The organism is Psychrobacter sp. C 20.9, assembly GCF_001921765.1.
Lineage (GTDB): Bacteria > Pseudomonadota > Gammaproteobacteria > Pseudomonadales > Moraxellaceae > Psychrobacter > Psychrobacter piscatorii_B.
The window spans coordinates 14694-39196 of sequence record NZ_MRYC01000010.1; the positions used below are offsets into that span (position 1 = coordinate 14694).

Sequence of the window (24503 nt, forward strand, 5' to 3'; positions counted from 1 at the left end):
ATGCAGACAAAAAATACCCCGCCTAACAATGCACCAGATGAAGACCCAGCACAGCGCGATGCTCGTGCCGTTAGGCGCTGGTATCCGCTATCATTTTTACTCAAGCTACTGGTACTGATTATTATCGTACTAGCGATTATGTTTGCGATATTTTTTTATGCTGCAGGCACGGACTCTGGCACCAAGTTTATTTTAGAAAAAATCAGTGCTGAGACGGGTATCGATTTCAAATATGGGCGCGGTAATTTGCGTGACGGTATTTGGGTGACAGATATCGATATTGAAGCCACTGAAGACCTTGAGGTATTAGTAGACAAAGCTTATGTCAAGATAGGCTGGCGTGCGGTATTTGCAAAAGAAGTACACCTGAGTGATGCCGATATACAGACCATCGAGATCCTCAATAAAAAACCACCGACTGGCGAGCCGTTTGATTATAAGACGCTAAAGCTACCAGTCAATCTACGTTTTGATCACGCAAAAATCAATAAAATTATTTATAAGCAAGTGACCAAAGAGCCTATTGTTATCAACAATACTACGGCTCGCGATCTGACATGGGTTGGCAGTACAGTGACGGTCGGTCGCGGCAGCTTGCAATATGCTGATATTGTAAAAGTCAGTGCCTTACAAGGTGAGGCAGATTTACAAGGCGACTACCCACTGGATCTGAGCGCGATTGTAGAGGTGAGTGCGCTTGAAAAAGCTTATATCGATCCATTGAATATCACGGCAACAGGCTCGCTAAAACGTACGGTTGGTAACGTGCGTAGTCGCTATAACGACAGCGACGTTAGCGGCGATTTTGTGGTTCAAGGCCTAGATGCAGGCGCACCGTTTCAGGCAAAACTGAAGTGGGATGATATTTTAGTGCCTTATGCAGACGACCAAAACATTCGTCTGCAAAGTGGTATGGCTACGGCATCAGGCGTTATCTCTGAGATAAGGCTGCGCATCAATACAGAGCTGACCTCTAAAGATATTCCTTCGGGACATTATCAAGGGCGCGGCGTCATTGCAGACAGTCAATTGCGCATTGACCGCTTAGAAGCCGACGTTCCCTCTGGACGTTTGCTGCTTCAGGGCATCTTAGGCTGGAGAGAGAGCTTTAATGCGACAGTGCGTGCGGCTGGTAGTAACTTTGACATTCGACGTGCGATTCCTGATGAGTATGCTGATTTTAAAGCGTATGCTCCTCAAACGCTCAATGGCAGATTATCATTACGTTATCAGCAGCAAAACAGTACAGGTAATACAGAGATTGATGTAGACCTACGTCAGCGTGATGGCGAATATGTCAACGCCAACCTAGTGCGCGGCAAGACGTCTGCTAAATCTCAACAGACAGCGCCTTGGTATATTGATGCAAGATGGCAAAACTTGACTCGCCGTGATGTGCCTAATATTGGCAACATCAATAGCCCGCGTGGTCAGGCCGATGTGATCGTCCGTGGTTCTACTGTCTCAGTAGATGCCAATGCAGTAATCAATGAACTCAATGCTGCGCCCAAAGGCAACTATGATGTGCGCTTGCGTAAAGCGGGCGATGTCATTGATATCAACCGACTCAATTATGATGGCATCGTAGGCGACCTATCAGGAACTGGGCAGATCCGGCTAGCAGGCAAAAATCGACCGCTGACATGGCAGATTGATGCAGCGACCAAGGGTTTATTACCTAAAGAGTACCGTAGTGACTTACCACTTGAGCGTCTAAGAGGCCGCCTAAGCGCTCGTGGTCGCCTGTTAAATATCACCAAAAATGGCGTTAGCGGTCAGCGCCATGTGATTACTGTCAATAATACCGACTTACAGGCACAGCTTGATGCCACGCAAAACGGACGCGCGATCGGTATAACAGGTAGCGGTGATGCCAGTGTCGATATCGTGGGTGGTGAGTTGTCCGTATTTGATGCACGTTTTGATGGTCAGATCGATACAGCGGATGTACCAAAAGGTCGTCTATCAATCGACGCAGCGGGTACGCCAAAATTAATTAGTATCCGTAAATTGAATTATGATGGCGAAGCTGGTGCGGTGAATGCCAAAGGTGTCATTGACTTGCGTCGTAATATTGGCTGGACGGTCGATGGTCGCTTTGACAACTTTAATTTGGGTTACTTTTTACCCAATAACCCAGCAATCATCACAGGGGATCTAAAAACCAGTGGCGAGTGGCAGGCTGCGCCTAAAAACAGCCCAAATACCGCAGGTAAATTACAGCGTTTTGCTGTGAATTTCGATGGGGTTTTGGATGCCGAGCAGTTACCAGCAGGTAAGCTGAATATTAACGCGAGCGGCGATAGTCAGCTGATCCGTATCAACCGTCTGCGTCATGTGGGCGCGGCAGGTAATATTGATGCCAAAGGAACGGTTGATGTGCGTCAAGGCATTGCATGGGACATTAGTGCCGTGATGGATCGCTTCAATATCGGATATTTCTTAAAGGATACACCAAGCCGTATCACTGGTAGGATTGAGACAGATGGACGTTGGGGCGATACGCAGCAGACCGTCAATATCAGACAAGTCAATCTGAGTGGTATGCTAAAAGGACAGCCGCTCAGCGCCAAAGGCAGCTTGGCTGCAAAACTGCGCCTGCCAAAAGACTTAGCCAGCTATTTCAAACGTCTACAAACACAAGATGCCCAAGCACAGTATAAGCAAGTGAATGCATTGATCGATAGTTTAAACGCTGACAACTTGATACTACGCTGGGGTGACAACTATGTCACTGCTAATGGCAATGCCAAACAGCTACAGACCAAAATCAATATCACAAGCCTAGATCAACTGTCAGATAAGCTTGCTGGTAAAGTCACTGGTGGGGCGACGTTGTCTCAACCAGCAGGTCAGGCACTACCAACAATTTATATCGATTTGGTCGGTGAGCGGATTGCACTACCGGGCTTTATTTTGCGTCAAGGTCGTATACGTGGCAAGCTGGTTAATCTAGCCAATAGCCCAAGCCAGCTTATCGTCAGCGCTGAAGGTCTGGATGCTGCGGGACAAAGCTTCGATAGTGTAAAAGCCTCTTTTAATGGGACTGAGCAATCTCATATCGTTGATCTAAATGTAGCCAATCAGCAGCTTGATGTTGGCGCTAGGCTTAAAGGTGGGTTTGATCGCGACAAGCTTCGTTGGTCAGGAGTCATCGGTAAAGGCCGCGTTAAATCCAGATACGCTACCTTAAATCAATTACAGCCAGCACAGCTGATTGTGAATTTGCCTAATAATCAAAATGGCAATAATACAGATCTCAAAGTACAGTTGGCTGCACATTGTTGGCAAGCCACGGACCAAACGGGCAAGCTATGCTTACGCAAGAACTTAGTGGCTTCTCCAGCCAGTGGTGAGGTCGATGTGGCATTGCAGAATTTAGATACGTCATTATTTTCAGTATTTTTACCAAAGGATATTGATTGGCACGGCAAGATTAATGGTAAAGCCATTGTCGGTTGGCAACGTGGTCGTCCGCCAACTATTAACACGACACTATATTCAGATAATGGCAAAATCGGCTTGATTCAAGACGGAGATAGCACGCCTGTGACACTGCCTTATAAGCGTGTTTCACTAATCGCCTTGTCGGTGCCAGAAGGTATCAAGCTGCGTACCGACATCAATACGGGCCGCGGTGCTCGCGGTTATGCTGAAGTCGTTGTTGATCCTTATAAAACGCCGAAACCAATCTCTGGTGCACTCGTATTGAATGAGCTTGATTTGGCCATCTTTAAGCCTTTCTTCCCAGGCATGCGAGTACTAAAAGGTAATGTCACCATGGCTGGTGGATTGGGCGGTACGCTAGACAAGCCGCAGTTCTATGGTGATGTGAAACTCTCTGATGGCCGTATCGCTATGCTGGATTTGCCAGTGAATCTGACCAATGTCAATACACAGGCCAAAATCCGCGGTACGCAAGCGACCATTGATGGTACGTTCAAAAGCGGCACAGGCACAGGAACCTTAACAGGAACCGTCAACTGGCAGCAAAAACTACAGGCCAAATTGAGTATCGTTGGTGAAGGATTGGTTGTGACACAGCCGCCACTGCTCGTGGCTGAGATCAATCCTGATATTGACATTATTGTACGTCCAGGCGACCGCTATGTGGATATCAAAGGGGCAGTCAGCGTGCCGTCAGCGACCATTCGTCCACCAGAAGCCAGCGAAGATATTGTGACTCAATCTGAAGATGTGGTAGTGCTGGATCGTCGTTTGATTGGTAACATCGATGAGGTATTGGCAATATCAAAACCTTGGTCTATCAATGCCGATATCGGTGTTGATTTGGGTGATGACATCAATTTCCGTGGTTTTGGTGCCGTCATTCCATTGGCTGGTGCGATTAACATCAACCAAAATGGCACGGGCATCATGCGTGCAAAAGGCGTGGTTCAAGTATCACGTCGTACCAATATCAATGCTTTTGGCCAAAGCCTAGAGCTCAACTATGGTCAAGTGCGCTTCAACGGCGATGTCATGAAGCCTAGCTTGAGCATTGAAGCTGCAAAAACCATTAATGGTAAAACAGTGGGTCTGCGTGTGAAAGGTACGACTGAAAGTCCAAATATCATCGTCTTTAATAATGCAGGATTGACCCAGCAGCAAGCGATGAATGCGCTGGTGACAGGGCGAATCGATAACAAGAGTGCAACTCAAATCAGTGAGCAAGGGTTTAAATCACAAGTGACCAATAACCTAGCCGCTGCTGGATTAAGCTTTGGTCTGAGTGGTACGCGCAGTCTGACCAATCAAATCGGACAGGCCTTTGGTTTACAGAGCTTGACGGTGGATGCATCGGGTAGTAGTGAAGATACCAATGTCAATGTCACCGGTTACGTGACCCCTGACTTGTATATCCGCTACGGCGTGGGTGTCTTTAATGCTCAAAATAGCTTATCTGTTCGCTATCAATTGACTCGTCGTATTTACGTAGAAGCCAGCTCGGCTGCTGAAAATGCGGTAGACGTGGTCTATAGTTGGCAATTCTAACGCTCTTACTTGACCGAGTGGGTATCTGATTAGCGGTATGGATTGAGACGGATTCTTATAATTATTGCTTTACAAAAAAAACGCCTTCATTACGAGGCGTTTTTTTGTAAAAAATGTAGTCTACTCATACAGTTATTTGGTCAGAATCAACCGATTGTTGCGAGTGAGGCGTAAGCGATACTCTTCGCCTTCATGTTCGATACGTACTTCTTTGGTCAGGGCAAATAGATGCTGCGACTGTAGTGTTGGTAGACGATTTTCGCGGCAGTTTAAATAGCGAGAGATAACCATACTCATGGTAAATTCCTTTTGATAAGAAGTGGCTTAATAAATTAGCTATGTTCTAATGAACCTTAACGATAATAATTATCATTTAGATTGAATAAATTTGCAAGGTAATTGATAAAATAAAATGCAGTCATTGTGTAAAATTATATGAGGCTAGCGTCACAAACCGCCAATAATTGAGTTTTTACCTATATAAAAAATATTGAGAGGCTTGCAGGAATGATACGAAATCTATGTATATTCATCAGAATATACAAGCAAATAATTAGAAAGCAGCCAAAACAGACTTAATAGTAGAGGACAAGGCTATGCCGAGTGAAACCAACAATCAGGCAAAAATTAAAAACATCACCATCGTCAATGTTGCGGTTGCGGTTATTTATTATAAAACCAAGTATTTGCTTGGATTCCGAGATGCAGCTCAGCATCAAGGCAATCGCTATGAGTTTGTAGGCGGTAAGATAGAAGTCGATGAGTCAGCAAAGCAGGCATTGATTCGGGAGGTTGCTGAAGAAACAGGGATCGATATTCATCAAAATATGATGGTGAAGCTTGGGCGTTTGCATCACGACTATGGTGACAAGCAAGTGAGCTTGCAGGTTTATCAGGTTGAACTGACCGCACAGCAGTATGAACAGCACAAGCATTGTGAGTATGGATTAGAAGGCCAAGCAATGACTTGGGTTGAAAAATCTAAGCTACTGGCAGGAGCGTATCATTTGCCCGCTGCCAATAAAACTATTTTGGAGTGGCTAAAGCTTCCTACAAAAATAGCGATTACGTATCCACTTGCGCATTTTTCTGCCCAGCCAAATTCAGCAGCAGCATGGGTGCACTATCATCGACAACAGTTGGCACCAGAGTCTTGGGTTTATATCCGACTAAAAGCATCTGAGTTAGAATATATTGCCCAGCAGCTAATGGATGTGCGTCCAGATATTCTAGCGATTTTGCCGTACGACAATGACTGTCAGCGCTCCAAGACGACAATTACAGAGGCAATGATAGAGGCAAAAACGACTGGTTCGATTGTCGCTAGACACCTGACGCATTCGGTATTAATGGCATGGTTCAATGATACTCAAGATATTACAGAGTCTGAGCAATTGGCCGACATCTCGAGTGAGCATCCACTAATAGTCAGCTGTCATGATATTGCCAGCATTCTTGCCGCTAATAAACTTGCGAGTATGCGCATACAGCAGCAGTTGTCGCCAGTGATTGGCGCTTTTTTGTCTCCTGTACTTACAACTCAGACGCATCCTGAGACGGTGCCACTTGGCTGGGAGGCGTGGTCAGCTTTGGCGCAGTTAGCTGACATGCCAGTCATTGGTCTGGGCGGCTTGGCTCCTAGTATGATTGACCAGACATTAGCGCACGGCGGTGTCAGTGTCGCAGGCATTCGTCAGTTCCACGAATAAAAAACTAGAAAATGAGTGCTCATTAAGCAGCAATATCATTCACTTGACTATGTTTGCTTATTAAGATAGGTAAGTATAAATAACTGATTTTTAAGTTATTTATCCAATCAGTAACTTTGTGATTATGATGTGTGTGTACTAACGCATAAACCCATCGTTACTTACAAACCGTTGCGTTTCCCTACATTGCACCACTGTTTTAATAGTCCAGCTGCCCTTAATATATATTGCATATCTACAGCGCATTGATTCTGGTTTTTATCAGTAAACTAACTATTAACGCATCTATCAAAACTTATAATAAAAAAGAGCGTTTGTAGCAGTAGAGTTTGGGTCGATAATTAACTCTGAAACTCAGGCTCATTATAAAATCAATTCGGATAAATGATGCAGATAAAGTATTTTAACAATCACTATTAATAACGGTATCCCTATGAAAACCAATAAGTTACCTGAGTCAGCATGGACTGACTCACAGGCAGCTGGTTCTCAATCTCAGCAGCCTATACAGTCAAACAGCTATAACAATGGTCGTCATGCGCAACAAACAATAAATGCCAGTAATGATGCAAACTATAGCCATAAAAAACTGAGCAATGAAAACCTGCACGGCAAATATTCGCATCATCTGGCAGAAGCTATGCCTTCACAAGACAGCTATTTTGGATACAAAAGCGCCGACAAAAGCCTTACTAAGGCCAAAGAGTCCGCTATGAGTAACAGCAAAAACAGTCAACATCTGAAAAATAGTGATGAAGAACAATTCAACATTGCTAATGGATATAAGCGATCAGCAACGTTGAATAAAGACGAGCCGCTAATCTCTGAGCTTGTAGATGACCAAGCAAGTAATTTGCAAGACAGCACCAAGCAAATCCTTGATACTTCATCAACCACTATCAACTCGTCATACAAAGACATACCGGAGCGTATATTTATGAATGGACTTATCAAGCATACAGGCATTGCGTTAGCGATCATCATACCGCTAGCGGCATTTTCAGCCTATGCTGCAACGCCGCCCATTAATATTGCTACTACCAGTAATATGCAAGATAATGTGATGAGCGAGAAGATTACGACCGATATGCTATCAGTTAAGCCAAGCGATATTATCTATAAGCCTGCAAGCACACCAACGACAGTGGATAGTGTCGATCTCAATGAATACGCTGGGACATGGTATGAGATTGGACGTCTACCGATGTATTTCCAGCGTAAATGTGCAGGCGATGTCACGGCAAACTATACGCAAAAGACCGATGGGTCAGGCATGGTCGTCACTAACAAATGCGTGAGCGAGGATGGTTCAGGTATTACGGCAGAAGGTTTGGCTAAGCCAGTCGATGAAAGTGGTAGCAAACTAAAAGTGACGTTTTTACCGAAGTGGATTCGCTGGATCCCAGTCGGCCGTGCTGATTATTGGATACTAGCACGTGATGCGGATTATAAAACTGCGCTAGTAGGGACACCTGATAAAAAATACTTATGGCTCCTAGCACGGTCGCCGAATATCAGTCAGGAAACGTATACTAAATATCGTCAGGTTGCTCAGCAGCAAGGATATGATTTGAAAGAGTTTACATTGACGTCGCAGAGCAACCAAAAAGTGAATCTAGCACCATAATAGACATAACGAAAATTGTTGCTTCAATTAATTAAGCGCTATGGCAATTATCATGTAAACGACGTCCTAATAAGGTAGCATATATGGCTGCCTTTATTTTTATCCTTGTTTATATATGAGTCTGTATATAACGACAAAACCTATTATGCACACTAGCTAATCGGTTATTACTGGCAAAATGAGGCATTTTAGGCTAAAATCTAGGCGATTTGAATACTCTGACGTCAAGAACTGATATTGATAGTGGTTGATTATCCTATTACAGTCACCACCTAGAGCATACACGACCTATCTTATTTATATCTCTTCATATTTTATCGATCATACATTACTGACCATAAGGATGTTTCTCGTGAGCAACGCTGATACCTTACGCCAATTACATCAAGACCACTTAAAAAACTACAACAATCAAGAGCAACAAGCCATTGAGCTTATGGGGCTATTGAGCAAGCTCTATAATGAGCAAGACGTACAAGTGACTTTGTTTGGCGAAACGCTAGACGCTACTTCAGTTGGTCAAATACTTGGACTACATCAAAAAGCAGCATTGCGCGACAACGATGCCAACGCTATCGATATCGCTGATACTCTAGCGATGGTAAAAGTTATCTCAGAAAACACTGATATCCAAGCGACTCGTATCGACGTCGGCCAATTGATTGCTAATGATACTGATGTACAAGCCGCTCTACAGTCTATAAACAACGCTGGTGCCGTGAATGGCGCAACGGACGTTGTACTGTATGGTTTTGGTCGTATCGGTCGTATTTTGACCCGTCTGTTATTGTCACAAGCATCAAGCGCAAAAGGTTTGCAGCTAAAGGCAATCGTCGTACGTCCAGCCGCTGCTGGTGACTTGGCTAAGCGTATCTCATTGCTTGAGCGCGACTCAATTCATGGTAGATTCTTAGGTGGCGTCAGTATCGATGAAGACAATAACGGCATGATCGTTAATGGTCGTTTCGTACAAGTCATCTATGCCAAAGACCCAAGCGAAATCGATTATACTGCTTATGGTATTAACAATGCGCTAGTTATCGATAACACGGGTATTTGGAAAGACGAAGCGGGCCTTGGTAAGCACCTACAGTCTACTGGCGTGAAAAAAGTACTCCTAACAGCACCTGCTGGTGGCGATATCAAAAACGTCGTTTATGGTGTGAACAATGACACTATTGGTGACGATACTATTGTTAGTGCTGCGAGTTGTACGACCAATGCGATTACACCGACGTTAAATGTACTAAACGATGAGTACGGTATCGTAAATGGTCATGTAGAGACTATTCACTCATTTACCAATGATCAGAACTTGGTTGATAACTATCACAAAGCAGACCGCCGTGGTCGTAGTGCGGTGATGAACATGGTTATCACTAGTACTGGTGCTGCAAAAGCCGTTGGTAAAGCATTACCAGAATTGAACGGTAAGCTAACGGGTAATGCTATCCGTGTACCGACACCAAATGTCAGCCTAGCAATCTTGAACTTGAATCTAAAGACCGCACCAGCAAGCGCTGATGCGTTGAATGAGTTCTTGCGTAAGATTGCTAACAGCAGCACGTGGCAGTCGCAAATTGCTTATACCGATTCTACAGAAGCCGTATCTACTGACTTTGTTGGTACGACCCATGTTGGTATCGTTGATGCCCAAGCGACTATTTTGACTGACAACCAAGCTATTGTTTATGTTTGGTATGATAATGAAGTCGGTTATAGTACTCAGGTATTGCGTTTGGCGACGCAGATGGCAGGAATCAGCTACGCTCAGATTCCAGCATAGATTACTAAATACAGTAGCGCAATAACGTTATACTAAGCCTCTCAAAGCATGGTCACTTTAAAGATTATGCTGCAATAGACTCTACTTTGCATAGCTTGGTATCACTTTAACTGTCATACTTAAACACCCGATAGTCCGATTGATTATCGGGTGTTATTGTCATCATGGGCACTAAGTAAAAGTAGTATTTATACAGTGTTCGTTGTGCCGCAACAATATAGCAAAACCCTAAAATACAACCGCTGGTTGTCACCAGTCATAGACTGGATTGTGAATTAAGGAACGTAAGATGCGATTTATTGATGAAGCCGTCGTAACGGTAAAAGCAGGTGACGGTGGTAACGGAATCGCCAGTTTTCGCCGAGAAAAATATGTCCCACGTGGTGGACCGGATGGTGGCGATGGTGGCAAGGGCGGAGATATTTATGTCATTGCAGAGGACAACACCAACACTCTAGTTGACTATCGCTATACGCGTCGTCATGATGCCATGCGCGCTGAAAACGGTCATAGCAGAAACTGCTCAGGCAAAGGATCAGATGATTTGTATTTACCAGTACCAGTTGGTACAACGGTCGTGGATACCGAAACTGATGAAGTACTCGGTGATTTGATTGAAATTGGCCAGACGCTATTGGTCGCTAAAGGTGGTGACGGTGGTCTGGGTAATACCCATTTCAAAAGCTCAACCAACCAAGCACCACGTAAAGCCACGTCTGGTTTTGAGGGTGAGTTAAAAGTTCTTAAGTTTGAGTTAAAAGTCGTCGCTGATGTTGGCTTGATTGGTTTGCCTAATGCTGGTAAATCTACCTTTATCCGTCAAGTCTCTGCTGCTAGACCAAAAGTGGCGGATTATCCCTTTACCACGTTGGTGCCAAACTTAGGCGTCGTCGATATCGGTCGTCATCGCTCGTTTGTCATGGCAGATATCCCTGGTCTTATTGAAGGTGCATCCGAAGGGGCTGGGCTGGGTATTCGCTTTTTAAAGCACGTGGCTCGTACGCGTCGTCTGCTACACTTAGTCGATGTCAAGCCCGTCGATGGCAGTGATCCGGTAGAAAACGCCCGCGTGATCTTAAATGAGCTTGAGCGTTTTTCACCTGAATTGGCCAACTTACCGCAAATTTTGGTATTAAACAAAATCGATCAGGTCAATGATGAAGACTTGAACGCGCTTTGTACACATATCGTGGCAGAGCTTGGTTGGACAGGTATGGTTTTCCGTACAGCAACGCTGACTGGTGAAGGTGTTGATGCAGTAAAATATCATTTAATGAATGATATTGAACTTGAGCGCGAGCGTGAAATAGAAGATCCTATATTCGCTGAAGCACAAAAAGAACGTTTTGAGCGTTTAGAAGCCGAAGTTCGCCTAAATACCGAAGCCCAGCGCGAAGCATATCGTGCAGCTCGTAAAGCCGCGCGTGAAGGCTTAGATTTGTCCGATTTGGATGATGACGACGATGGTGTTGAGGTAATGTACGTTCCTTAAGATAGTATGCTTAAGCGGTTATACTTGAATTGTGAATTTAATCCCTACAATCAATTGATATGAAAAAAAGGAGTTTATATGGCAGATGGCATAGCAAACACGACCGAAGAAGCAAGATTTGTTAAACAATCTCGCAACTTTGATATTCAGCGCGTTATTGTCAAGATTGGCTCATCATTATTGACAAATAATGGACGAGGGCTGGATCGTACTGCCATATACGAGTGGGCAAAGCAGATTGCTAAGCTGCACAAAAAAGGTGTTGAAGTGCTGCTGGTATCGTCAGGTGCCGTTGCTGAAGGTGTGGTACGTATGGACCTTGAGGAACGCCCTAAAAAACTGGCAGCATTACAAGCCTGCGCTTCTATTGGTCAAATGGGACTGATTGAAACATGGTGGTCAGCACTGATTCAGCATGGAATTCAAAGCTCACAGCTCTTATTGACTCATGATGACTTGTCCAATCGTAGCCGTTATCTCAATACTACAGGCGCGCTCACGCAACTATTAGAATGGCGTGTGCTACCGGTTATTAACGAAAATGACACCATTACCATTGATGAGATTAAGTTTGGCGATAATGACACGTTGGGTGCGATGGCAGCCGCGATGGTTAACGCGGATTTGTACATTATCTTAACCGATCAAGAAGGTGTGTTCACTGATAACCCACGTGACAATCCTGATGCCAAGATGATTCGTCAAGAACGTGCCATGGCCGATTATTTATTTGATATCGCAGGTGACGGTGGCAAGCTTGGACGCGGTGGTATGTTAACCAAAATCCGTGCGGGTCGTCTTGCAGCAATGGGTGGTTGTCCTACTGTGATTGTGAGCGGTGCTATCGATGATGTGATCACTCGTGTTGTCTCAGGTGAGGCAGTCGGTACACTACTGACAACTAACGAAGAAGATAAAATCATTGCTCGGAAACAATGGCTTGCTGCGCATTTGCGTATGTCAGGTAGCTTGGTCGTTGATGCAGGTGCCGCAAAAGCATTGACTGAGCATAACAGAAGCTTACTGCCAGTAGGCGTTGTAGAAGTTCGTGGCGGCTTTGATGAAGGTGATGTGGTAGAAATTGTTCATCAAGACACTGGTGAGCGTATAGCCGTTGGGCAAGTAAACTTCTCATCGCATGAGGCGCACCGTGTTGCCCGTGAGCGTACAGAGAAGTTTGACAAAATCTTCGGTAGTAACGAAGACCGTGTGGTGATGGTGCATCGTGACAATCTTGCGATAACTGTATAACGTATTCATGATATAGCACGGCTGTTTTTTATAGCTTATAAATATTTATTGTTATTTTATTCAACCTATTTTATCCAGCACAGTATCTATTTATAAATATGGATACTATGTTGTTTTGGAGATTTGTACATGAGTGCTTCAGACAAGAGTGACTCGATTCAGCAGCAATTTGCACCGCTAAAAAACGACAGGCTGCTACGTGCATTACGCTTTGAGCCCATCGATACCACGCCAGTTTGGATGATGCGCCAAGCTGGTCGTTACTTACCAGAGTACAAAGCCACTCGTGCTGAAGCCGGCGACTTTATGAGCCTGTGCAAAGATACAGATCGTGCTACTGAAGTGACGCTCCAACCGTTACGTCGTTATGACTTAGATGCCGCGATCTTATTTAGTGACATCTTGACCATTCCTGATGCCATGGGATTGGGTTTGTATTTTGAGACTGGCGAAGGTCCTAAGTTTAAGCATCCAATTCGCAAGCAGGCTGATCTTGATAGATTGCCAGTACTTGAGCCTAATGATTCTCTTGACTATGTAATGCGCGCCGTGACCAGCATTCGCAAAGCGCTAAATGGTCAAGTGCCTTTATTTGGGTTTTCTGGTAGTCCATGGACGCTCGCGACGTATATGATAGAAGGTGGTAGTTCAAAGGATTATCGTTATACCAAAGGCTTTTTGTATAGCGATCCTGATTTTTTACATCAGTTATTAGACAAGCTTGCGACTTCGGTCATTGACTATCTCGATGCACAAATTGTGGCCGGAGCTCAGATCGTACAAATATTTGACAGTTGGGGCGGGGCGCTTGGTCATCGTCAATTTATCGAGTTTTCGCACAATTACAACAAGCGTATCGTGGCTGAACTAAAGCAACGCCATCCACAAGTACCAGTGGTATTATTTACCAAAGGTGGCGGGTTATGGCTTGATATTCAGGCTGATAGCGAAGCTGACGCTTTAGGTTTAGATTGGACGATGCCGCTTGAACGCGCGCGTCAAGTACTGACTGAGAGCCAGCGTGAGTTGACCAAAAAGCATAAGAAGCTACAAAGCAGCAAAGCCATTCAAGGCAATTTAGATCCGGCAACGTTATACGGATCACCCGCCACTATCCGCTCTGAAGTGAATGCGATGCTTGATCGCGCCTATGCTAATGGCGAAAAAACTGGCTACATTGCAAACTTAGGTCATGGTATTACCCAGTGGGTGAATCCTGACAATGCCAAAGTCTTTGTTGATGCGGTACATGACTACAAGATCTAAAAGCTACGGTATTTAAAGCTATGGTATTCAAAGCCATAATATTCAGAGACGGTAGGATTGACAGACTGGTTTTATGTCTATATGGCTTTGTAAGCTAGATAAAAATATAGAATTTATTAGATATAATGAGTGCTTACTAAGAATAAGGATAATTTATGATTTCAGCAGCGATTGTCGGTGGTACAGGTTACACAGGTATTGAGCTTATTCGCTTACTATCTGCTCACCCTGAAGTGTCTATTGATTTGCTAACCTCGCGTAGCGAAGCTGGTACTCGCGCTGATGAAATCTTCCCAAGCTTACGCGGTATCTCAGATATTGTTTTTAGCGACTTAGGTGACAATACGCTTGTGGCATTGCAAAAATGTGATGTTGTATTTTTTGCGACTCCGCATGGTGTTGCGATGAAGCAAGCAGAAGCGCTGACCCAAGCTGGCGTAAAAGTCATCGATTTGGCAGCTGATTTTCGCCTGCAATCATTGACGGAGTTTGAGCACTGGTACAAACAATCTCATGCTTGTCCTGATCTGTTGAAGACAGCAGTTTACGGTTTGCCTGAAATCAATCGTGATAAGCTTGCCAGCGCTTTATTGGTCGGTAACCCTGGCTGCTATCCGACTACTGTGATTTTGGGTTTAAAACCTGTTATCGAAGCACAAAATGAGCAAGCAGAAAGACTGGTTGAATCTCGCATTGTCATCGATGCCAAATCTGGTGTATCGGGTGCTGGTCGTCAAGCGTCACTGGCACTTAATTATGCGGAAACAACGGATAATTTTAAAGCCTATAGTGTAGAAGGTCATCGCCACTTGCCGGAGATTGAACAGGGTGTGGCGCAGTTACTAGACAGTCAGTTTACACATCGCATTCGCTTTTTACCGCACTTAGTGCCTATGATACGCGGTATGCTGAGCTCAATTCACATGGAGCTGACTGACGCAGGTGCGGCTATCGATTGGCAGCAAGTGTTTGAGGACAGCTATGCATCAGAAGGTTTTGTTGATGTCATGCCAAAAGGTGTTTATCCAGACACGCGCAGTGTGCGTGCTAGTAATCGTCTACGTATCGCAGTACATCAAGACAACGAGCGTGCTGAGCTGACGGTCATTGTGGTGCAAGACAATTTGGTAAAAGGTGCCGCAGGGCAGGCTGTCCAAAATATGAATGTGATGTTTGGATTTGATGAATCGATGGGACTCAATTTTGCACCTATCGTACCTTAATGCTGGCTTTTTTGTCGCTAAGTCATTCATATTTATGGTACTAGGTATTGATTATAAATTCCGCTATAATAACTTGCCTTTACTCTTAAGAGATACCATCTAAATGCATGTTAAGCTTGAACGACGCTTTTTTTTAAAGTCATCACGTCTATCGTGTCAAGATTCTGTTCTATATGGTTTGGCGTGCAAAACGCATTCCGATAAAAATAGTAATGGTTTTATAAGTGATATCGGTAGCACTCAACGAGGCGCGTCTACATTAGTATTGGCTTTATTTGTAGTAGTGATATTAGTGACTGCCGTGGCTGGATTGCTATTCGGACATAAGCTGGGATATCAGCGTGGTTTTCATTCGATGGAAACGCAAGCCCAGCAAGCGATTATCGATGGTACAGAAGCGACAAAAGCGCTAGAAGATTTGCGTCTTAGTAATAAAATCGCGACCAATCAAGCCGCGACAGCCAAGCAAGAGCTGGCCATAAGTCTCGCAAATCTAAAAGAGCTGCGTGAAAACCAGCAATCATTGACAGTAGAAAACAAACAACTTTCACAGCTTAATGAGATATATGCTGATGTGATTGCTGAGAAAGGTGGCATGCCGCTACAAATATTGGGCGCTAAGATTGAGCCGCTGCCCGAAAATGCTTTTGAGTATGGTTTTGATATTGGTATGCTCAGTAGCGACGGTCAAGCCAAACGACTCCAGCCAACCTTGACGTTACTCAATAATGATGACCTTGTAGAAGTGCCTTTAGATCCTGCAAGCTATGCGATCGAAGGTATTGTTCGTATACGCGGTCGTTTTATGATGCCCTCAGGTTTTAAACCTTTACAAGCAAAACTGAGCTTGCAAGCAGGTGGCCAAACAGTAGAGCAATTGTACGATTGGAAGCTCGGTGATAAGGTTGATAACATGCTACCATCACTTTTAGACTTGCCAGAAGTTGATGAAAGCCCGATTGTTCCCTAGTAAATACAAGTCTTAATAAATACCAAACAGCGATGATATAGTTGAAAACAAAGCACCATGTCTATATATAGTCATAGTGCTTGATGTTTCATCGCCTGCCTAGCTAACCTCTCTTATTCCAAACTTACCTTATAATTATACTTTGATTATGATGAAAAAAATGATATTACAAGCTACGCCAACGGTTGCTGATTGGCATTTTCCAAATATGCCTGCCCATCGCGCACAGGACGGTGACACAGAAGGTGAAACGTCACCGCAAGCAGATGTGCTGGTTGCTGAGCCAGAAATTGCTAAACCGCCTATGTATGCGGTGGTTATGTATAATGACAATTACACGCCAATGGAGTTTGTCGTCTATATTTTGCAGTCAGAGTTCCGCCATAGTATGGACTCTGCGGTCGAAATTATGCTAACGATTCACAATAGTAGCAAAGGTATTGCTGGTATTTATCCCAAGGATATCGCTGAGACCAAGGCCAAAAAAGTAAATAGTCTGGCACATCGTGAGGGCTATCCACTATTAACCCAAATTGAGCCACATCAAGGCGAGTAAAAGGATAGCAAGACACCATATCTTATTCTCACATCAGCTCTCACTGCCATACCTAATCGTTTTTTGTTCTCATCCAGTTGTTATAGCAGCTCACTCTCAAAGTGAGCTAAGCCAGCTATTTTTACAGCCTCGCTTTAGATACCCATATTTGATTAAGCATGTCAGTGAGTATATCGCTCTTATAGTCTTGATTTTATTGTAATATATCCTTATATACTAACTAGGCTTCTCAATAATTTTTACAACCTTTCGATCACTCGTTATTAATATCCTCGTTCATCTACTTACCTTTTATCCACATTAGCTCTTTAAGCTTCTCGTCGCTCTCACATTCTTCGTTATGTACTCGTAGTATGCTTTGATACACTTTAGTCTGCGTTAATAGATTGACTCTGTCGAAGTATCGTGTTGATATAAAGAAAAGCGACTATGAATTATCACAATCACTGCTAACTGATAGATAGATTACAGCATTCTTCACACAGTCTATGGTCCAAATGATATATCCATGATTTTTAATTATACGAATCTTGCCCTTGAACAATCGATCTATCGCCCTGATTTACTTACTAACTCATTCATAAAACTATCAATTATAAAGATAGATATAACCGTAGGAAGTTGTTATGTTAAGTCGTCATCTTGAAGTTTCTCTACGTTTAGCAATGACGCTTGCGCGCCAAAAATCGCATGAGTATCTTACTGTTGAACATTTATTATTGGCGCTATTAGAAAATACTCACGCTGCCAATACCCTGACTGCCTGTAATGCCAATGTATCGGCACTGCGTACTGAGCTTGAAGCGTATATCAATAAGCATACGCCAACCGTCGATGTAGATACGGAGCAGTCACCGCAGCCAACTCAAAGTTTTGATCGTATCTTGCAACGCGCTATTTTTCATGTGCAGTCTATAGGTGGCGGTCGATTGGTAGAAGGCTCTGATATTTTAGTCTCTATGTTTTCAGAGCATGATACTTACGCGGTCTATCTGCTTAAAAAACAGGGTATTAGCCGTCTTGAGCTGACCCAATACTTATCGCATGGTCAGGATAAAGAAGAGCCATCTGAGCAGCGTGCTTCTATGACTGGTGAACGTCGCAGTGCGTCTGAAAAAACCAGCAAAGATCCACTGGTTGAGTTTGCAACCAATCTAAACCAACGTGCTGCTGAAGGCAAAACAGACCCATTGATTGGACGCGCTTCTGAAATTGAACGTGCCGCTCAAGTTTTATGCCGCCGCCGCAAAAACAACCCACTACTGGTCGGTGAACCCGGCGTTGGTAAAACCTCTATCGCTGAAGGTCTGGCGTGGTTGATTATCAATGACAAAGCGCCAAAACCTCTTAATGGTTGTGTGATTTATAGCCTTGATATTGGCTCATTGATTGCGGGAACTAAGTATCGAGGTGACTTTGAAAAACGCATGAAGTCATTGCTTGATGCGCTAAAGAAAAAGCCAAATGCTATTCTTTTTATCGATGAAATTCATATGATCATTGGCGCAGGCTCGTCAATGAGCAGCAATATGGACGTATCGAACTTGATCAAACCAGCGCTTGCTAACGGTGAGTTACGCTGCATTGGTTCAACGACCTTTACTGAATATCGTCAAGTGTTTGAAAAAGACCATGCACTATCACGTCGCTTCCAAAAAATCGATGTAAGAGAGCCAAGTGTGGATGATACCGTCGATATCTTGCGTGGCCTCAAGCCTCGCTATGAGGAATTCCACAATGTTGAATATACAGATGAAGCTTTGGTCACGGCAGTACAATTATCAGCCAAGCACATACATGAGCGTTTTTTACCTGACAAAGCCATTGATGTGATTGATGAAGCAGGTGCGTATAAGCGTTTAGGTGTCGTTCCTGATGTCGATGACATCGAAGCTGAGGAAAGTTTTATTGCGGATTTAGAGCAAGACTTTGATGCACAGATTGATGCTGATGTCGAAGGTATCGATAGCGACGCAGACAGTGATAATGAAATGCAGGACGAAGCAGAGACGGCAAAGGCAAACGACCGTGCTCAGTCTGCCGATGGCCTAAAATCTGCTAAAGCGCAAAAGCCACCGATGAAAATCGATGTGGCGGATATCGAAGCTATCATTGCTAAATTGGCGCGTATTCCACCAAAATCTGTGTCGAGTGATGATAAGAGTATTCTGGAGCACTTAGACCGCGATCTTAAGCACCTAGTGTTTGGTCAAGATGAAGCGATCGCGACGCTTGCCGATGCTATCAAGCTATCACGTGCAGGATTAAAAGCACCAGACAAGCCAATTGGTTCATTTATGTTTGCAGGTCCAACTGGTGTGGGTAAAACAGAAGTATCGCGTCAGCTAGCCAACCTGCTAGGTGTAGAATTGGTACGCTTTGATATGTCAGAGTATATGGAAGCGCATACGGCATCACGCTTGATCGGTGCGCCTCCAGGTTATGTTGGCTATGATCAAGGCGGCTTACTCACCGAAAAAATCAATCAGCATCCACATTGCGTGTTGTTGCTTGATGAGATTGAAAAGGCGCATCCAGATGTCTTCAACTTGTTACTACAAGTAATGGATCATGGTACGTTGACCGATAACAATGGTCGTGTAGCAATCTTTAAACAGGTCATCGTTATTATGACAACGAACGTTGGTGCTGATAGTATCAGTCGCTCGTCAATGGGCTTCACGCAGCAAGACCATAGTCGTGATAACACAGAATCACTGAAACGTGTCTTCACGCCAGAGTTCCGCAATCGCTTAGACGCTATCATTCAGTTCAACCCTCTAGATACGTCAGTTGTTGTATCAGTTGTTGACAAGTTCTTGGTTGAATTACAAGTACAGCTTGATGATAAGCAAGTGACGTTAGAGATTGATGATGATGTGCGTGATTATCTGGCTGATAAAGGATACGATCGCCTTATGGGTGCACGTCCAATGCAGCGCCTGATTCAGGATGAGATCAAAAAGCCACTGGCAAGTATGATTTTATTCGGTGACTTGGTAAATGGGGGCGTTGTTCATTTGACTTTAGCCCCTAAAGCCGACAATACGCAAGACGATGATACAGTGAAGTTAGATAAATCTTCGCAAAAAGGTTCACCGGATAGTCGGATTGTTTTGACTGTGGTCGAGACTCATGAGCCACGTTCAGACTCTGAGTCAGTGGCTAGCTAAAACATTTAGTTTAAATATAAGAGTAACGGCTATCGTAACATTACGGTAGCCGTTTTTTTGTTGCTATAATTCATCAACAAAGCTCATACGGTTTTTTGTTACTATTAGCCTTTAAAATAAGCCAATCACTGAGCCATCATGTCATAACAAATATAAAAGGATATACCATGGAGCTGTTTGACGAGCCGACCACCAAAACACCAGAGCAAAAACAAGCCATTTTAGACAATGTCCGTCTGCCAGAGGACTGGAAGGCGGCATTAGCAGATGAGTTAACGTCCGAAAATATGGACAACCTGCGTGCATTTTTGAAAGAAGCTTATCAGTCAGGGGATAGCATTTATCCGCCCGCGCCGTTGATGTTTAATGCGCTTAATCTCACGCCTTTATCGCAAGTTAAAGTGGTGATTTTAGGTCAGGACCCTTATCATGGGCCAGGGCAGGCCATGGGATTGTCATTCTCTGTTCCTAAAGCGATTCCTAAGCCGCCATCATTAAACAACTTGCTTAAGGAGATGGCAGATGACATCGGTATCGCACCCTCAAAACATGGTGACCTAACTTACTGGGCGCAGCAAGGTGTTTTGCTACTAAACAGCTCACTAACTGTGCGAGAAGGCGAGCCAAACAGTCATCAAAATAGAGGCTGGGAGCAGTTTACCGATGCAGTCATTGACGCGGTCAACGAGCAGACAGAACATACCGTATTTATTTTGTGGGGCAGTAAAGCACAAAAGAAAGGTAAGTATATCGATACCGACAAACATCTTATTTTGACCGCCGTGCATCCTTCGCCGTTGGCTGCCAACCGCGGTGGATTTTTTGGGACAAAGCCATTTTCTAAAACCAATGACTACTTGGTGCAGTATGGTCAAACGCCCATTGACTGGCAGCTACCGCAATAAATGCTAAATACTATGAATACAGGTTTAGCATCTTATTTTTTAGCGCCGAGTGAACTTGAGGGTATACCATTTGCATCCCTTATGTTTTGGACACTGCAAGATGGTAAATGGATGCAAGAAGCGCTTAGACTAGCAAGCCAAGGCGCTAAACTGGGTGAAGTGCCAGTAGGCGCTATATTGGTGCATGATCAGCAGATCATTGGTCAAGGGTTCAATCAACCGATTGGCTGCCATGATGCGACGGCACATGCTGAGGTAGTTGCGTTAAGAGAGGCCTGTCAGCGTCTACAAAATTATCGTCTGCCACTACAGACAACTTTGTACGTGACACTAGAGCCTTGTACTATGTGTATTGGTGCGCTTATTCACGCACGTGTTGATAGGTTAGTATATGCGGCGAGTGAGCCACGTGCTGGCATGGTAGGCAGCCAGATGGACTTATCAATGCAGCCTTTTTATAATCATAATATCCAAGTTCATAGAGGATTGTGCAGTGAGCATAGTAGTCAATTGCTAAAGACGTTTTTTCGTGAGCGTAGGCGATTAGCGAAACAGAATAAAAACAGCGTTTAATCCAAAATGATTAATAAATAAGATATCAGTTTGGGCGCTAGTGGTAGCGATGATTTTTTGCTATAATATCGCCCTATTTGGTAGCGAATTTTTTAGCCTGCTATCAAGCATTTGATATACTAGTAAATATTGCTTCATTGCTACTGCATGACAGCTATACGGGTAACAACTATTATTGAGTAAGTATTATGACCGTCTACGTATCTGATAACGATCTACTCAATAAAAACGATAGTGTAAACCATTCAGCACGCTATCCGGTTATCTGTATCGATGGGCCTAGTGGCGCTGGTAAAGGTACGGTCACATGGCGTTTAGCTCAAGTGTTGGGCTATCAGCTATTAGACTCTGGGGCGCTATATAGAATCGTAGGACTCAAAGCATTTGAGGCGGGATTGATCACAGCAGATGCCAGCCAACCAATCGATGAGTCGGCGGTCTTAGCGCTTACTAAGAGCTTAAAGATAGCTTTTGTCCCAAATAATGAGTCAGGGCGCGTAGATATCATCGTAAATGGACAAGCGGTAGGTGATCAGGTACGTAACGAGACCGTAGGCGGCTATGCGTCGCAGATCGCAGTATTTCCAACAGTTCGTCAAGCGCTGCTTACGTTGCAACAAGATATGGCGACACGCTCAGGGCTTGTCGCTGATGGTCGTGACATGGGAACCGTTGTATTCCCAGATGCCGATGTGAAAGTATATTTGACGGCGAGCGCGGAAGCGCGTGCTGAGCGCCGCGTGACCCAGCTAGTTAACGCTGGGCAAGCAGCAGATTTTGACTCGATTTTGGCGACGATTAAAGAACGTGATGATCGTGATGAGAACCGTAGCACCGCACCATCGAAACCTGCAGCAGATGCTTTGTTACTTGATAGCTCAATGCTCGATGCTGATGCGGTTTACGAGCAAGTAAAAAGACATTGCCAACATCAAGGGCTGTTTTTTAATAGTTAATAAAAACAACATATTAAGTACTAAAAAATTTCCTATAGTCTCTGTTTTTAATGTAGAATTGTACAGTTGGAAGTTAGTGTTTTTTAACGATTAATTATTTATTAGGCTGGGTTGATAAAATTTTGTTTGATAGAATAAAGTAAGACAGTTGTTGTTAGTAAGTTTAAATAGGCGCTTATTAACAACAAACGTTTTTATATATGATTGCATAAGATATAAAACCAGTATTCTCGTTTTATGCAATCATAAATTTGATCCGTACTGTGCTGGACAGGATACGGCTATACAAAGGTAGACATAATGGAATCATTTGCTGAACTATTTGAAGCGAGCATCGAAGAAACAGGCCTAGATATCGAGCGTGGCTCGGTGATTAACGGTACTGTTGTGGCCATCGATAGCGATTGGATCACAGTAGATACTGGTCTGAAATCTGAAGGTATCGTCGCTCGTGAAGAGTTTTTAAGCGAAGAAGGCGAACTTGAAGTTGAAGTTGGCGATAGTGTTGATGTCGTAGTTGAAGCGGTTGATAACGGCATGGGTCAAACCTTGCTGTCACGTGAAAAAGCTAAGCGTGTTGAAACTTGGAACTTCCTTGAAAAAATCGCTGACAATGATGAGATCGTAAAAGGTATCATCTCAAGCAAAGTTAAAGGCGGTTTCACTGTAGATATCGGTTCAGTACGCGCGTTCTTACCAGGTTCATTGGTAGATGTACGTCCTATCCGTGATACGACTCATCTTGAAGGCAAAGAGCTAGAATTCAAAGTCATCAAACTTGATCAAAAGCGTAATAACGTTGTTGTTAGCCGCCGTGCAGTTATGGAAGCTGAAAACTCAGCTGAGCGCGAAGAGCTATTGAACAAGCTTGAAGAAGGCATCGAGATCGAAGGTATCGTTAAGAACCTTACTGATTACGGCGCGTTCGTTGATCTAGGTGGTATCGATGGTCTATTGCACATCACTGACATGGCATGGCGCCGTATCAAGCATCCATCTGAAGTTGTTGAAGTTGGTCAAGACCTAAAAGTTAAAGTATTGAAGTTTGACCGTGAACGCAATCGCGTAAGCCTAGGTCTAAAACAACTTGGTACTGATCCTTGGGACAACGTTAGCGGTACTTACCCAGTGGGTAGTGTTGTTAAAGCTCGCGTAACCAACTTGACTGATTATGGTTGTTTCGCGGAGATTTCTGAAGGTATCGAAGGTCTAGTACATGTATCAGAAATGGATCACACCAACAAAAACATCCACCCATCTAAAGTAGTTCAAGTGGGCGATGAAGTTGAAGTAATGATCCTTGATATCGATGAAGAACGTCGTCGTATTAGCCTAGGTATCAAACAAACTCTAGCTAACCCATGGGACGAGTTTGATAAGAAACATGAGCGCGGTGATAAAATCACTGGTACGATCAAATCAATCACTGACTTCGGTATCTTTATCGGTCTAGACGGTGGTATCGATGGTCTGGTTCATTTATCTGATATCTCTTGGAACGAAACTGGCGAAGATGCTATCCGTAACTACAACAAAGGCGACACCGTTGAAGCAATGGTATTGTCTGTAGATGCAGAAGCTAACCGTATCAGCCTAGGTGTTAAGCAGTTGAGCTCTGATCCATTCAACGAATACCTAGTCGCTAATGACCGCGGTGCTATCGTTAATGGTAAAGTGAAAGAAGTAGACGCTAAAGGCGCTACTATTGAGCTTGCTGACGAAGTTGAAGCTTATCTACGCGCTTCTGAAATTCAACGTGACCGCGTTGAAGATGCAACTAAGCATCTGTCTGTTGGTGATGACGTTGAAGCAAAAATCATCAGTGTTGATCGTAAAACACGCAACATCAACTTGTCTATCAAAGCGAAAGACGAAGCTGAAGAGCGTCAAGCGATTAAAGATCTTGGTAGCACGAACACAACTGCCGCTGCAGGTTCTGATGCACAGCCAAAAACGATTGGTGATTTGATCAAAGAGCAAATGCAGTAAGTTGTAAGTTATTGATATAAAAGTAATATAAA

16 protein-coding genes are annotated in these 24503 nt (G+C 43.9%); 15 read left to right on the plus strand and 1 reads right to left on the minus strand.

Going from position 1 to position 24503, the window contains the following annotated elements; all coding sequences use genetic code 11:
- A complete protein-coding gene (locus BTW00_RS08095; RefSeq protein ID WP_075106982.1) occupies nucleotides 1-4995 on the plus strand; it encodes a translocation/assembly module TamB domain-containing protein in 4995 nt (1664 codons plus the stop codon).
- Nucleotides 4996-5127: 132 nt separating this feature from the next.
- Here the strand turns inward: BTW00_RS08095 and hemP are convergent, their stop codons facing one another.
- Entirely contained in the window at nucleotides 5128-5286 is a 159-nt protein-coding gene (hemP, locus tag BTW00_RS08100) for a hemin uptake protein HemP (protein WP_227672156.1), read from the minus strand.
- Nucleotides 5287-5591: 305 nt separating this feature from the next.
- Between hemP and BTW00_RS08105 the strand changes: the two genes are divergently transcribed.
- From BTW00_RS08105 to rpsA, 14 genes are all read left to right on the plus strand, one after another.
- A complete protein-coding gene (locus BTW00_RS08105; protein WP_075106983.1) occupies nucleotides 5592-6704 on the plus strand; it encodes an NUDIX domain-containing protein in 1113 nt (370 codons plus the stop codon).
- Nucleotides 6705-7137: 433 nt separating this feature from the next.
- Entirely contained in the window at nucleotides 7138-8331 is a 1194-nt protein-coding gene (locus BTW00_RS08110; protein ID WP_075106984.1) for a lipocalin family protein, read from the plus strand.
- 343 nt (nucleotides 8332-8674) lie between these two features.
- Nucleotides 8675-10117 (plus strand): glyceraldehyde-3-phosphate dehydrogenase, encoded by a 1443-nt coding sequence (locus BTW00_RS08115; RefSeq protein ID WP_075106985.1) that lies wholly within the window; start codon nucleotides 8675-8677, stop codon nucleotides 10115-10117.
- Nucleotides 10118-10406: 289 nt separating this feature from the next.
- On the plus strand, nucleotides 10407-11609 hold the full coding sequence (gene cgtA, locus BTW00_RS08120; protein ID WP_058024205.1) for an Obg family GTPase CgtA: 1203 nt from the start codon (nucleotides 10407-10409) through the stop codon (nucleotides 11607-11609).
- A gap of 78 nt (nucleotides 11610-11687) precedes the next feature.
- Nucleotides 11688-12860 carry a glutamate 5-kinase gene (gene proB, locus BTW00_RS08125; RefSeq protein WP_075106986.1) on the plus strand — a complete coding sequence of 391 codons (1173 nt, stop codon included), beginning with the start codon at nucleotides 11688-11690 and terminating at the stop codon, nucleotides 12858-12860.
- Nucleotides 12861-12989: 129 nt separating this feature from the next.
- Complete coding sequence (gene hemE, locus BTW00_RS08130; protein WP_075106987.1) at nucleotides 12990-14126, plus strand: uroporphyrinogen decarboxylase; 1137 nt, start codon at nucleotides 12990-12992, stop codon at nucleotides 14124-14126.
- A gap of 155 nt (nucleotides 14127-14281) precedes the next feature.
- Nucleotides 14282-15349 (plus strand): N-acetyl-gamma-glutamyl-phosphate reductase, encoded by a 1068-nt coding sequence (argC, locus tag BTW00_RS08135; protein WP_075106988.1) that lies wholly within the window; start codon nucleotides 14282-14284, stop codon nucleotides 15347-15349.
- Between the two features lie 103 nt (nucleotides 15350-15452).
- Nucleotides 15453-16319, plus strand: a complete 867-nt coding sequence (locus tag BTW00_RS08140; protein ID WP_075106989.1) for a hypothetical protein — start codon at nucleotides 15453-15455, stop codon at nucleotides 16317-16319.
- A 160-nt stretch (nucleotides 16320-16479) separates the two neighbouring features.
- Nucleotides 16480-16875, plus strand: a complete 396-nt coding sequence (locus BTW00_RS08145; RefSeq protein WP_083328960.1) for an ATP-dependent Clp protease adaptor ClpS — start codon at nucleotides 16480-16482, stop codon at nucleotides 16873-16875.
- Between the two features lie 626 nt (nucleotides 16876-17501).
- Nucleotides 17502-20048 (plus strand): ATP-dependent Clp protease ATP-binding subunit ClpA, encoded by a 2547-nt coding sequence (gene clpA / locus BTW00_RS08150; protein WP_075106991.1) that lies wholly within the window; start codon nucleotides 17502-17504, stop codon nucleotides 20046-20048.
- Between the two features lie 167 nt (nucleotides 20049-20215).
- Entirely contained in the window at nucleotides 20216-20953 is a 738-nt protein-coding gene (locus BTW00_RS08155) for a uracil-DNA glycosylase (protein ID WP_075106992.1), read from the plus strand.
- A gap of 12 nt (nucleotides 20954-20965) precedes the next feature.
- Nucleotides 20966-21526, plus strand: a complete 561-nt coding sequence (tadA, locus tag BTW00_RS08160; RefSeq protein ID WP_371915063.1) for a tRNA adenosine(34) deaminase TadA — start codon at nucleotides 20966-20968, stop codon at nucleotides 21524-21526.
- 188 nt (nucleotides 21527-21714) lie between these two features.
- On the plus strand, nucleotides 21715-22482 hold the full coding sequence (cmk, locus tag BTW00_RS08165) for a (d)CMP kinase (RefSeq protein ID WP_075106993.1): 768 nt from the start codon (nucleotides 21715-21717) through the stop codon (nucleotides 22480-22482).
- 300 nt (nucleotides 22483-22782) lie between these two features.
- A complete protein-coding gene (gene rpsA / locus BTW00_RS08170; protein ID WP_058024196.1) occupies nucleotides 22783-24471 on the plus strand; it encodes a 30S ribosomal protein S1 in 1689 nt (562 codons plus the stop codon).
- Nucleotides 24472-24503 lie beyond the last annotated feature (32 nt).